Annotated in this window: 11 protein-coding genes; 2 read left to right on the top strand and 9 right to left on the bottom strand. The window is 63.1% G+C overall.

Annotation, left to right across the window (positions count from 1 at the left end; all coding sequences use genetic code 11):
- The first annotated feature begins 79 nt into the window (after positions 1 to 79).
- Positions 80 to 523, top strand: a complete 444-nt coding sequence (locus PHX69_RS01695) for a universal stress protein (RefSeq protein WP_119013297.1) — start codon at positions 80 to 82, stop codon at positions 521 to 523.
- 145 nt (positions 524 to 668) lie between these two features.
- On the opposite strand, the gene PHX69_RS01690 is transcribed toward PHX69_RS01695, so the two are convergent.
- From PHX69_RS01690 to PHX69_RS01665, 6 genes are all read right to left on the bottom strand, one after another.
- Positions 669 to 2,222 (bottom strand): malonate--CoA ligase, encoded by a 1,554-nt coding sequence (locus PHX69_RS01690; RefSeq protein ID WP_288042071.1) that lies wholly within the window; start codon positions 2,220 to 2,222, stop codon positions 669 to 671.
- Between the two features lie 5 nt (positions 2,223 to 2,227).
- Entirely contained in the window at positions 2,228 to 3,049 is an 822-nt protein-coding gene (locus PHX69_RS01685) for an enoyl-CoA hydratase/isomerase family protein (RefSeq protein WP_288042069.1), read from the bottom strand.
- 44 nt (positions 3,050 to 3,093) lie between these two features.
- Complete coding sequence (locus tag PHX69_RS01680) at positions 3,094 to 4,548, bottom strand: malonyl-CoA decarboxylase (protein WP_288042067.1); 1,455 nt, start codon at positions 4,546 to 4,548, stop codon at positions 3,094 to 3,096.
- A gap of 151 nt (positions 4,549 to 4,699) precedes the next feature.
- Positions 4,700 to 5,515: a prolipoprotein diacylglyceryl transferase gene (gene lgt / locus PHX69_RS01675; RefSeq protein ID WP_288042064.1), complete on the bottom strand. Its 816-nt coding sequence runs from the start codon at positions 5,513 to 5,515 to the stop codon at positions 4,700 to 4,702.
- A gap of 199 nt (positions 5,516 to 5,714) precedes the next feature.
- On the bottom strand, positions 5,715 to 7,574 hold the full coding sequence (gene ilvD / locus PHX69_RS01670) for a dihydroxy-acid dehydratase (protein WP_119013292.1): 1,860 nt from the start codon (positions 7,572 to 7,574) through the stop codon (positions 5,715 to 5,717).
- Between the two features lie 96 nt (positions 7,575 to 7,670).
- A complete protein-coding gene (locus PHX69_RS01665) occupies positions 7,671 to 7,913 on the bottom strand; it encodes a TIGR04438 family Trp-rich protein (RefSeq protein WP_119013291.1) in 243 nt (80 codons plus the stop codon).
- Between the two features lie 100 nt (positions 7,914 to 8,013).
- Between PHX69_RS01665 and PHX69_RS01660 the strand changes: the two genes are divergently transcribed.
- Positions 8,014 to 8,319 carry a c-type cytochrome gene (locus PHX69_RS01660; RefSeq protein ID WP_119013344.1) on the top strand — a complete coding sequence of 102 codons (306 nt, stop codon included), beginning with the start codon at positions 8,014 to 8,016 and terminating at the stop codon, positions 8,317 to 8,319.
- A gap of 91 nt (positions 8,320 to 8,410) precedes the next feature.
- On the opposite strand, the gene PHX69_RS01655 is transcribed toward PHX69_RS01660, so the two are convergent.
- From PHX69_RS01655 to PHX69_RS01645, 3 genes are all read right to left on the bottom strand, one after another.
- The gene (locus PHX69_RS01655; RefSeq protein WP_119013290.1) at positions 8,411 to 8,872 is read right to left on the bottom strand and encodes a LapA family protein; all 462 of its coding nucleotides are present in this window, start codon (positions 8,870 to 8,872) and stop codon (positions 8,411 to 8,413) included.
- 34 nt (positions 8,873 to 8,906) lie between these two features.
- Positions 8,907 to 12,044 (bottom strand): efflux RND transporter permease subunit, encoded by a 3,138-nt coding sequence (locus PHX69_RS01650; protein WP_288042062.1) that lies wholly within the window; start codon positions 12,042 to 12,044, stop codon positions 8,907 to 8,909.
- Between the two features lie 29 nt (positions 12,045 to 12,073).
- On the bottom strand, positions 12,074 to 12,943 hold an 870-nt coding region (locus PHX69_RS01645), incomplete at its 5' end, for an efflux RND transporter periplasmic adaptor subunit (RefSeq protein ID WP_288042061.1).

Raw genomic sequence — 12,943 nt, 5'->3', positions numbered from 1 at the left:
GCATGCCATACTGACCCGCGTGCATTTTTTTCAGACAATGCCGCCCACCCCATTGATCTTTTCCCCAGAGAGGACCCCCATGTACAAGCGCATCCTGATTGCCACCGACGGCTCCGAGCTGTCCGATAAAGCCGTTCAAAGTGGCCTGTCGCTGGCTGCTTTGTCAGGCGCTTCGGTGGTGGCACTGAAGGTAGTGCCGCGCTACCCGCGCAGCTATTTTGAAGGCGGCATGCCCGTTGAGGCCAGCGACATCCAGCGCATTGAAAAACAATGGGACGAGGCCGCCCAGGCGCTGGTCGATGGCGTCAAGACCGCAGGCGACGCCCAGGGCGTGAGCGTCAAAGCGGTGGTGGCCAAATCCGACCTGGTGGCCGAAGCCGTGATTGCTGCCGCCAAAAAGCACAAGTGCGATCTCATCGTCATGGCGTCGCACGGGCGCAAGGGCATCAAGCGCCTGCTGCTGGGCAGCGAAACACAGCATGTCTTGACGCACTCGCACATCCCCGTGCTGGTGCTGCGCTGAACGCTGCGTGCAGCGTAGCAATATCAAGCCAAATAAGGCTCCAGCCCTTTTGCAGTAAGCGCAAGCAGCTATCAGTTTAAAAGCAAAAAGCGCCTCCGGCCATCGCAGCCAGAGGCGCTTTTTTGCGCCCTACCCGCGTCCAGACTCAGGCAAACAAGCCCTGGTACTGCGCCCGCAACAGGTTCTTTTGCACCTTGCCCATGGTGTTGCGCGGCAGTTCTGCCACCACAAAGCAGCGCTTGGGAATCTTGAAATTGGCCAGCTGGGTTTTGAGCTGGGCCACGATGGCCTCGGCATCGGGCTGGGCACCGGGCCGGGCCACCAGCACGGCCACGCCCACCTCGCCAAAATCGGGGTGCGGCACGCCCACCACGGCGCTCTCGGCCACGCCGGACAGCTCGTTGATGGCAGCCTCCACCTCGGCGGGATAGACGTTGTAGCCGCCCGAGATGATCAGGTCTTTGCTGCGCCCGACGATGCTGACGTAACCGCGCGCGTCCACCAGACCCACGTCGCCGGTCTTGAACCAGCCATCGGGCGTGAATTCTTCGGCGGTTTTTTCCGGCATGCGCCAGTAGCCTTTGAACACATTGGGGCCTTGCACCTGGATGTTGCCGATCTCGCCCACGGGCAGCGGCTGGTTGGCATCGCTGACCAAGCGCAGGCCCACGCCGGGCAGCGCAAAGCCGACGGTGGCGCCACGGCGCTCGTCTTGGCCACCGTAGCGAGCGTCAGCGGCATAGGGGTTGGAGGTGAGCATGATGGTTTCACTCATGCCGTAGCGCTCCAGGATGGTGTGGCCGGTGCGCTGCTGCCACGCGGTAAAGGTTTCGATCAGCAGTGGCGCCGACCCGGAGATGAACAGGCGCATGTTCTGCACCGCCTCGCAGGTCAGGCCGGGCTCGGCCAGCATGCGCACGTACAGCGTGGGCACGCCCATGAACACCGTGGCGCGGGCCATGGCGGAAATGGCGGCTTTGGGCTCGAACTTGGCCAGCCAGATCATCTTGCTGCCATTGAGCAGCGCCGCATGGATGGCCACAAACAGCCCGTGCACATGAAAAATCGGCAGCGCGTGGATGAGCACATCGCCTGGCACCCAGCCCCAGTAGTCCTTGAGCATGACCGCGTTGGAGAGCAGATTGCCGTGCGTCAGCATGGCCCCTTTGCTGCGCCCGGTGGTGCCGCTGGTGTAAAGGATGGCGGCCAAATCATCCGCCGTGCGGGCCACCGGCTGGTGCTGGTCGGCGTGGTGGGCTGCGCGCTCCAGCAAGGAGCCGGTGCGGTCGTCGCCCAGCGTGAACACATGCTGCGTGCCCGCCGTGAAGGCGATTTTGGACACCCAGCCAAAGTTGCCCGGCGTACACACCACCACAGCAGGCTCGGCGTTGCCGATGAAGTATTCGATCTCGCTGCTCTGGTAGGCGGTGTTGAGCGGCAAGAACACGCAGCCCGCGCGCAGTGTGGCCAGGTACAGCACCATGGCCTCGACGGATTTTTCGACCTGCACCGCCACGCGGCTGCCCTCGGGCAGCGCCAGCGAGGCCAGCAAATTGGCCATGCGGGCGCTTGCGTGGTCCAGGTCGCGCCAGGTGTAATTCAGCGCGGTGCCGTCGGGGGCGGTGGTTTCCACGGCCACCAGATCCAGGTCAGAGGGAAAGGCCGCGCGCAAGGCGGCAAACAGGTTGTGTGAGCGCATAGGTTTCAAAAAACAGGGGGACGTTTGGCCAGAAAGGCCGTAATGCCTTCGCGGTGCTCGGCGCTGTCGGCGTAGGCGTAGGGATCGGCGCTGCCGTTTACTATGGTTTCGATAGCTAGTAGCGCGCACCCATCAAGGGCTGGAGGCACTTTTAATGCCCGAAATGTTTGTTTGGTCATGCGTGCGGCTTGGGGCGCCAGCGCGGCGATGCGGCAGGCGCTGCCCAAGGCATCGACGGCCAGCTGCTCGTCTGCCACCACCCGGCTCAAAAAGCCACGCGCCAGCATGTCACTGGCGCTGAAGGTGGCCGCCTCCAGCAGCATTTGGCGCGCTGTGAGTTCACCGACCGCACCAGCCACCAGTTGCGCCTCGCGCGGCGCCATCGGAAAGCCCAGTTTGGCAATCGGCGCACCAAAACGCGCGGACGTGCCCGCAATGCGCAGATCGCAGCAGCTGGCAATCTCCACGCCCGCGCCCATGCAGGCGCCCGCAATGTGCGCCACGATGGGCACATCGCAATCGAGCATGGCTTGCAGGCCGCCCCACACATCGCCCTCGTGAAAATCGCGCAGCTGCGCCGCATCAAAGCGAAACGCCGGGTATTCCGAAATATCGCCGCCCGCGCAAAACGCGCCGCCATCGCCCTCAATCAGCACGCAGCGCACGTCCTGGCTGCGCTGAATGCTCTCAAAAACAGAGCGCAGTTGGCGCCACATGGCGCGCGACATGGCGTTGAGCCTGCCGCTGTGGCGCAACGTGACGCGCACCACACCGGCCGCCGCCGGGGCTGCGCCGACCACCGGCGCAGCAATCACTTCTCCTGACATGCAATACCCTTTTCTGGATGGATTTCAACGCGCCCCGGGAGGGGTCACGGGCACAGGCTTTCAATGTCTTTGGAGGCGGGCACCTTGCCTTGTGCCAGCAAACTGCGGTGCTTGTCGATGCGCTTGAGGTCGTAGAGGTAATTGACCATCAGCCCGTAAGACTGTTTTTGCCCCTTGGAGGACGGGTCGCCCGCCCAGTTCAGGCGCTCCACGCGCGCGCCGTTGCCCAAATGGAAGCGCGCCACCGGGTCGATGGGCTTGCCGTCTGGCAGCTCGCGCGCCAGGTAGTGCGCGGCGCATTGCAGCAGCCACTGGCGCAGCGCCGATTTGGGCTCCAGCGCCAGCGCCTTGTCGGCAGCGGCCAGCAGTGCGGGGGCCTGGAGCGGCTCGGCGCCCACTTCGCGGGCCAGCTCGGCGCGTTGCTTGTCACTGAACCGATTCAGCATGGCCTGTGCGTTTTTGCCCAGCCAGGCGCGAAAGCCCGGAATGGGCGAGAGCGTGGCAAACGTGCGCAGGCGCGGAAACTCGGCGCACAGCGTCTCGACCACGTGCTTGATGAGCGAATCGCCAAAGCTGACGCCGCGCAGGCCAGTTTGCGTGTTGCTGATCGAATAGAAAATGGCCGTGGAGGCACGGCTGATGTCGGTGGGCGCAGCCGCCTCGTCCAGCAGCGGCGTGATGCTGCTGGAGATGCTGTCGACCAGCGCCACTTCCACAAAAATGAGCGGCTCGTTGGGCAGGCGCGGGTGAAAGAACCCGTAGCAGCGGCGGTCGCTGTCGAGGCGGTTTTTCAGGTCGGCCCAGCTGCGGATGTCGTGCACGGCCTCGTATTTGATGAGCTTTTCGATCAGCGAGGCGGGCGAGTCCCAGGACAGGCGCCGCAGCTCCAGAAAAGCCACGTCAAACCAGGTGGAAAACAGGTGCTCCAGCTCGGCGTCCAGCGCCAGCAGGCGCTTGTCGCTCTTGAGGTGGGGTAGCAACTCGGCGCGCAAGTCCACCAGAAAGCGCATGCCCTCGGGGAACACGGCAAAGCGCTGCAACAGGCGCGTGCGCGGCGACACCAGAGCGCGGCGCAGCGTGATTTCGGCCTGGCCCTCTTCCTCGGTGCCTGCGGCGGCCTCGTAGCGTTGGCGCGCAGATTGGAAACGCGTGGCATCGGGCGCGAACTGCTCGCACATCAGCAGCCACAGGTCGTGGCGCTCGGCAGGTTGGGCCTGGGCGTACCAGTCAGCCACCACCTGCGCACGGCGTCCGCCCTCCAACTCGCTGGTGCGCGGCTGGATCACGGCTTGCAGATCGGTCAGTACGCGGCGCAGTGCGCGCGGCGACAGTGCCTCCTGGCCCCGGCGCAGCGTGGCCTGCAAGCGGTCATGGGTGGTGCGCGGTGCGGCAGCGGCCTTGGCGCTGGCCGCTGGGGGCACGGTTTTATCGGCCGCGTCAGGCGGCGCAGAACGCAGGCGAGAGACGCTGCGGGCAATCCAGTCGGGGGCGTTTTTCATGGACTTAACCATACCAGAGGAAAACCACGGCATGGCGTCAGAAAACAGCCCCAAAAGTGGGGCATGGCACGCCATGTGTGCAACACAAAACGCTATTGATTCAATAGCTTATGGCGCTCGCCATGCAAGGCTTTGAAGCCAATTTGACTTGTTATTTTTGCACCGGCTGGCGCTGGGCCCACAGCCACAGGCCCACACCACCGGCCACCATCGGCAGGCACAGCCACTGGCCCATGCTCATGCCCAGCGGCAACAGGCCCAGGAAGCTGTCGGGCTCGCGGAAGAACTCGGCAATGAAGCGGAACACGCCGTAGCCCAGCAAAAAGGCCGCCGCCACCTGGCCCTGGCGGCGCTCACGGCGCGCATACAGCCACAGCAGCACGAACAGCAACAGCCCTTCGAGCAAAAACTGGTACACCTGCGACGGGTGGCGCGGCTGCATGGAGCCGCTGTGCGCAAACACCATGCCCCAAGGCAAATCGGGGCTGGCAAAGCGGCCCCACAGCTCGCCATTGATGAAGTTGCCCACACGCCCTGCCGCCAGCCCGGTGGGCACGCAGGGCGCGACAAAGTCAGCCACCTGCAACCAGGGCCGCTGGCGCGAGCGGGCAAACCAGACCATCGCAGCGATGACGCCCAGCAAGCCGCCATGAAAGCTCATGCCGCCCTGCCAGATGGCAAAAATCTCCAGCGGATGGGTCGCGTAATAACCGGGCTTGTAAAACAGGCAGTAACCCAGCCGCCCTCCCACGATGACGCCCATCACGCCCAGGAACAAGATGTCCTCCACATCGCGGCGCGACCAAGCACCCGGCCCGGTGATGGCCGCAAAGGGCGGATGGCGCAGGCGCCGCGTGCCCAGAAACATGAACAGGCCAAACGCCGCCAGATACGTCAGGCCATACCAGTGGATGGCCAAGGGGCCGATCTGCAACGCAACGGGATCAATGTGGGGATAAATCAGCATGGCGGCGATTGTGCCCGGCACCCAATCCCGCGCAAGAAACCGGGTTGGCTGGATGGACTGAATTTGAGGCAAAAAGTGCCTCCAGCGCTTACGCAGCAAGCGCTAGCAGCTATCAAAAACAAAGCGACTAAAAGAAAACCCGCTGGGGAGGGTGTCCAGCGGGTTTATGCACCAGGCGCCTGCGCGCCCGGTGGGGGCATCAGTCGCCCAGCAGCGACAGGTCGCGCACTGCGCCCTTGTCGGCGCTGGTGGCCAGCAGCGCGTAGGCCTTGAGCGCAGCCGACACCTTGCGCGGACGCGGCTTCACCGGCTTCCAGCCTTTGGCATCCTGCTCGGCGCGGCGGCGGGCCAGCTCCTCGTCCGAAACCAGCACATCGATCGTGCGGTTGGGGATGTCGATGCGGATGCGGTCGCCCTGCTGCACCAGGCCGATGGCGCCACCGGCAGCAGCCTCCGGCGAGCAGTGGCCTATCGACAGCCCCGACGTGCCGCCCGAAAAACGCCCATCGGTCAGCAGCGCGCAGGCTTTGCCCAGGCCCTTGGACTTGATGTAGCTCGTGGGGTAGAGCATTTCCTGCATGCCCGGGCCGCCCTTGGGGCCTTCGTAGCGCACGATGACCACGTCACCGGCCTTGACGTTGTCGGCCAGGATTTCGGCCACGGCTTCGTCCTGCGACTCGGTCACAAAGGCCGAGCCTTCGAACACCAGGATGGACTCGTCCACACCCGCCGTCTTGACCACGCAGCCATCGACCGCGATGTTGCCGTGCAACACCGCCAGGCCACCTTCTTGCGAGAAAGCGTGCGTGGCCGAGCGGATGCAGCCCTCGGCGCGATCCAAATCCAGGCTGGGCCAGCGCGTGGCCTGGCTGAAGGCCACTTGCGTGGGGATGCCAGCCGGGCCTGCCATGTAGAAGGTTTTGACCGCTTCAGACGGGTTGCGCGCGATATCCCATTGGTCGAGCGCATCCTTCATGGTCTTGGCGTGTACCGTGGGCACGTCGGTATGCAGCTTGCCAGCGCGATCCAGCTCTCCCAGGATGGCCATGATGCCGCCAGCGCGGTGGACGTCTTCGATGTGGTACTTGTTGGTGTTGGGCGCCACCTTGCACAGCTGCGGCACCACGCGCGAGAGGCGGTCGATGTCCTTCATCGTGAAGTCGATCTCGGCCTCCTGGGCAATGGCCAGCAGGTGCAGGATGGTGTTGGTGGAGCCGCCCATGGCGATGTCGAGGGTGATGGCGTTTTCAAAGGCCTTCAGGCCGATGGCGCGCGGCAGCACGGCCATGTCGTCCTGCTCGTAATGGCGGCGGCACAGCTCCACGATGGTGCGCCCGGCCTGCTTGAACAGGGCTTCGCGGTCGGCGTGCGTAGCCACCACGGTGCCGTTGCCGGGCAGCGACAGGCCCAGCGCCTCGGTCAGGCAGTTCATGGAGTTGGCAGTGAACATGCCAGAGCAGCTGCCGCAGGTGGGGCAGGCCGAGCGCTCGACCTCGGCCAGATCGGCGTCGCTGACGCTGCTGTCCACGGCCATCACCATGGCGTCCACCAGGTCGAGCTTTTTGAATTCGATGGTCTGCGTGGTCGGGTTGGCCAGGCGCACCTTGCCTGCCTCCATCGGCCCGCCCGAGACAAAAATGACCGGGATGTTCAGGCGCATGGCAGCCATCAGCATGCCGGGTGTGATCTTGTCGCAGTTCGAGATGCACACCATGGCATCGGCGCAGTGCGCGTTCACCATGTACTCGACCGAGTCGGCAATGATGTCGCGGCTGGGCAGCGAATACAGCATGCCGTCATGGCCCATGGCGATGCCGTCATCGACGGCAATGGTGTTGAATTCTTTGGCCACGCCGCCAGCGGCCTCAATCTCGCGGGCCACCAGCTGGCCCAGATCCTTCAGGTGAACGTGGCCAGGCACGAACTGGGTGAAGGAGTTGACGACGGCAATGATGGGCTTTTGAAAATCATCGTCCTTCATGCCAGTGGCGCGCCAGAGCGAGCGCGCACCTGCCATATTGCGACCGGCGGTAGAGGTTTTGGAGCGGTAAACAGGCATGGTGATTTTTCGTAAAGGGGTTAACTGGGGGGCGCAGGAATTATCCCCCAGCGATCTGCCACCCCAGCGCCAGCCAGAAGATGGCCGCGTGCCTGCTCAGCGCGGCTTGCGTGGTTGCATGCCCAAGGCTTGCTTTTGCTTGTCGAGGCGGTCTTTTTTGCGTTGGTCCATTTTTTCCATGGCCTTGCGTTTGGTGTAGCCCGTGGAATCAGCCCAGGCCCACCACAGTATGGTGAGGGCAAAAGGCGTCAGCACCCACCACCACGACCACTGCGCCACGGGCGCTATGTCCAGATACTTCAGCAACGACAGTGCAATTCCCAAAACCAGCATATACATGGCGCCCCCCAACGAACAAAACAAATCACCAGCAGCAGTCAACCCGGATCACTACAATGGCATCAAAAGCAATGTACCCCAACCAAGAGGAAAGACCATGATGAAACGCTCCCTGACTATCCTTGCCCTGACGCTGTCGGCTGCTGTCCCTGCCATGGCAGATCAGGCATTGGCCACTGCCAAAAACTGCATGGCCTGCCACGCAATCGACAAAAAACTGGTCGGCCCCTCTTACAAAGACGTAGCAGCCAAGTACGCTGGCCAAAAAGACGCGGTGGACAAGCTGGCTGCCAAAATCATCAAGGGCGGCGCTGGCGTGTGGGGCCCGGTTCCCATGCCGGCCAACGCCCAGGTCAACGACGCAGAAGCCAAGAAACTGGCTACCTGGGTTCTGACGCAAAAGTAAATCGGCAGTGGCGCCCAAGCGCCCTGTACGTTCGGCCACCGCACATTCCTCCTGTGCCGTGGCCGAAGTTGTTTCTGGCAGGCTCTGGTGTTCAACCCTGCCTGGGAGCGCGGCCGATTTGCTGCTCCAGTTGCCCGATGTAGGCAGCGGCACTGTTGTCTGACTCTTGGGCACGCGCCATCAGATGGGTCTCCAGGGCGTCCAGGCGTGCCATAAAGGCCTCTTGGGATTGAACCTGCTGGCTTTGCACAAAAGCGCGCAGTTCCGTAAAGCGCGAAGCCTCGGCCTTGTCGGCCAGTTCGCGCTGCGCCTGCATTTCTTTGGCGTGGCGCCGCGTCTCCAGCAGCACCGAGCCCTGCAATGACAGCACATACGCCACGAAGAAAATCCCTAACAACACCGTCAGGCCCAGCATCAACACGCCCAGGGGTGCCTCGAAAGACAGCAAGCCCAGCGAGACTTCAGACGGCGTTGCCAGCGCATTCCAGTTGAATACGGCCAGCACGGTGATGAGTGCTACGGTCAACAACAAAACAAGGGTTCTCGGATTCATCAGGCACAGTTCCTTTCAGCGTTGAATTGCAGCCTCATTTCGACAAGGGTGAACCCTGAGGCACCGGGTGCGGGTCTGGCTGCTCTGCTTCCATGCGCGCCCCAGGCACCGACTTGCGCGCCAGCAGCGCATACATGGTGGGCACCACAAAGATGGTCAGCAAGGTGCCCAGGCTCATGCCACCCACAATCACCCAGCCAATTTGCATGCGGGTTTCAGCACCCGCGCCCTGGGCCAGCGCCAGCGGCACCGCACCCAGCACCATGGCGCCGGTGGTCATCAAGATGGGCCGCAGCCGCTGGGCCGATGCCTTGACCAGCGCATCCACCATCTCCAGCCCCTGCTCACGCAGCTGGTTGGTGAACTCCACAATCAAAATTCCGTGCTTGGTGATCAGGCCCACCAGCGTGATCAGACCAATTTGTGAATACACATTGAGCGAACCGCCACTCCACTTCAATGCCAATAGCGCACCAATCATGGACAGCGGCACGGACAGCATGATCACCAGCGGATCAATGAAGCTCTCGAACTGCGCCGCCAGCACCAGAAAAATAAACACCAGCGCCAGCACAAACACAATACCCAGCGCGCCTTGCGAGTTTTTGAACTCGCGCGAGGTGCCGTTCAGATCGGTGGTGTAACCCGGTTTGAGCACTTTGGCAGCCGTGGCATCCATAAAGACCAATGCCTCGCCCAGCGAATAATCCGGCGACAAATTGGCCGTGATGGTGGCCGAGCGGCGCTGACCGAAGTGATTCAACTCGCGCGGACTCACGCTCTCGCGCACGGTGACCAGGCTGGACAGCGGAATCATGGCGTCATTGCGCCCCCGGACGTAAATGCCATCAATGTCCTCGGGCGTAGTGCGTCCGGTGGCCTCGGTCTGCACGATCACGTCGTACTGCTCGGCGTCGCGCTTGTAGCGGGTCACGGTGCGTCCGCCCAGCATGGTTTCAATCGCTTTGGCGACGACATCCACATTGACCCCCAGATCGGCAGCGCGCTCGCGGTTCACATCGATACGCAGCTCGGGCTTGTTCAGGCGCAAATCCACATCGGGTGACGTGATGCCAGGGTTTTTGGCCATTTCAGCCAGCATCTGCTCGGCCACGGCACTGAGATTTTCGTAGCTGTCGGAGGTCTGAATGACGTAGTTCAGTGGCCGCGAACGAAAGCCCTGGCCTAACGAGGGTGGCGTGATCGGAAACGCATTCACCCCCGGCAGACTGGCCAGCCGAGGTTGCAGCTCACGGGCAATGTCGAGCGTGCTGCGGCTGCGGTTTTCCCAGTCTACGGTGCGATACACCACGCTGCCTTGCGACACCATGGGGTTGCCGATATTGGCAAAAATGCGGTCGAACTCGGGGTAGTCACGGCCTATCTTTTCCAGCTCCAGGGCATAGCGGTTGGTGAAGTCCAGGGTGGCGCCATCGGGGGCCGTGATATTGGCCAAAATAGTGCCCCGGTCTTCCAGGGGCGATAGTTCCTGCTTCATGGTCGGGTACACCATCACCAGCCCCACGCCACTGAGCACCATGGTGCCCACCACCAGCCAGCGCGCCTGCAACAGCGCACCGCGCACACCGCCACCGGCGGCACGGGCCGTCACCAGCCAGCGCAGCAGCCGGCCATACGCATCCGACAAAGCCGTCAGCCAGCGCTCCATGGAGCGATCGAACCAGTGCGGGTTGGGATTGTGCTTAAGCAGCAGCGAACACATCATGGGTGATAACGTCAGCGCCACAAATCCCGACACCAGCACGGCTCCCGCCAGCGCCAGCGCAAACTCGACAAACAGGCGCCCGGTGCGCCCCGGCGTGAAAGCCAGCGGCGCATACACCGCCACCAACGTGAGGGTCATGGCCACGATGGCAAAACCAATCTCACGCGCACCCTTGATGGCTGCTGAAAACGGGTCTAGCCCCTCTTCAATGTGGCGGTAAATGTTCTCCAGCATGACGATGGCATCGTCCACTACCAAACCAATGGCCAGTACCAGCGCCAGCAAAGTCAGGGTGTTGATGGAAAAACCGGCAAGCTGCATCAACGCAAACGTACCCACCAGACTGACGGGGATGGTGATGATGGGAATGATGGACGCGCGCAACGTGCGCAAGAACACAAAAATCACCAGCGCCACCAGCACCACGGCCTCGGCAATGGTGGTGTAAACGCTTTTCACCGAGCGGTCGATGAAGATGGAGTTGTCGTTGGCCACCTCCACCACCACGTCGGCGGGCAAATCGGCCTGAAGCGTGGGCAGCATGGCACGCACACCGGCAGACAGCTCCAATGGGTTGGCCGTAGCCTGGCGGATCACACCCACTGAAATGGCCTCGCGGCCATTCAGGCGCACCTTGCTGCGGTCGCTGGCGGGGCCTTCTTCCACCCGTGCCACGTCGCGCAGGCGCACCGGAAAGCCATTGACCGTGCGCACCACGATGTCAGCAAACTGGAGCGGCGTGAGCAGGCTGGTCTGCGATGTCACGCTGAACTCACGCTGCTGCGACTCAATGCGCCCGGCGGGCAGTTCCAGGTTGTTGCGGCGAATGGCGTCTTCCACGTCCTGCGTAGTGAGCCGGTAGCCGGCCATGCGCTGGGGATCGAGCCAGACGCGCATGGCGTAGCGGCGTTCGCCGTAAATAGGCACATCGGCCACGCCAGTGACGGTTTGCAGGCGGGGCTTGACGATGCGGTTGAGCAAATCGTTGATCTCCAGCGGCGTTTTGCTGTCGCTGCTGAAGGCCAGCCACATCACCGGGAAGGCGTCGGCTTCGACCTTGGCGATCACAGGCTCATCGACGGCATCGGGCAAGCGGTTGCGCACGCGCGCGGTACGGTCGCGAACCTCGGCGGCGGCGTTGTCGGCGTCTTTCTCCAGGCGAAAGCGCACCGATATCTGGCTGCGCTCAGCCCGGCTGATGGAGGTGATGACGTCCACACCATCAATGCCGGCAATCGAGTCCTCCAGCGGCTTGGTCACCTGGGACTCAATCACCTCGGCAGAGGCACCCGCGTAAGCCACGCTCACGGTAACCACGGGTTCGTCGATCTTGGGGTACTCGCGCACTGACAGGCGCGTGAAACTGACGGCACCAATCAGCAGCACCAGCAGCGATAGCACGGTGGCAAACACCGGGCGACGGATGGATATTTCAGCAATTTGCATGGCAAAGACAGTGCGTTGCGCCTGCGCACTCAGGCCGGCTGGCGCGCAGGGGCAGAAGTCGGCACAGAGGCGGGCTCCGGCGCTGCTGGCACCACCACCCGCACCGGCGCACCATCCTGTTGCACCCGCTGGTGCCCGGCAGTGACGACCGTATCACCCAGCTCCAGGCCTTGCAACACCTCCACCTGACCAGCGCGGCGCAGGCCCAGTTGGACTGGTACACGCTGCGCGATGCGGCTATCCGGCGCTGCGCCCGGCACCACCTTGAGTACATAAGGCTTGCTGCCCTGGGGAACGATGGCCTCCTCAGGTACCACACGGGCATCGGCACGGGCACCAAACACCGCCGTGACGCGTGCAAACATGCCCGGACGCAACTGTAAATCGCGGTTATCAATGCTGCCACGCACCGCCACAGAGCGCCCGTTGGCATCAATCTGCGGATCGATGGCGCGCACCACGGCACTGAACGTCGCACCCGGCAACGCATCCAGCTCCACCCGGGCGCCCTGGCCCACACGCACCTGGGTCTGGTAACGCTCAGGCAGGCGGAAATCCACCCACACGCTGTCAATGTCTTCAATGTTGACGATGTCGGTGCCGTCTTTGAGGTAGTCGCCCACATGGACATTGCCGATGCCCGCGATACCATCAAAGGGCGCCACGATCTTCAGCCGCGCTGCCGTGGCCTGGGCCAGGGCCAGTTTGGCCTGCGCCACTTGCAGATTGGCCGCACTTTCATCCACCGAACGTTGGCTGATAAAGCCCTGCGCCACCAGCTCCTGGTTGCGCTGGTGGTTGGCGCGGGCAATCGAGAGTTCTGCCTGCGCCTGCTGCACCTGTGCGCGCGGCAACTGGTCGTCCAATTGCACCAGCAACTGGCCCTGGCGCACCCGCGC

The organism is Simplicispira sp. (genome assembly GCF_028687295.1).
Lineage (GTDB): Bacteria > Pseudomonadota > Gammaproteobacteria > Burkholderiales > Burkholderiaceae_C > Simplicispira > Simplicispira metamorpha.
Note: the sequence above shows the minus strand (reverse complement) of the source record. Positions and strands in the feature narration are given on the sequence as shown.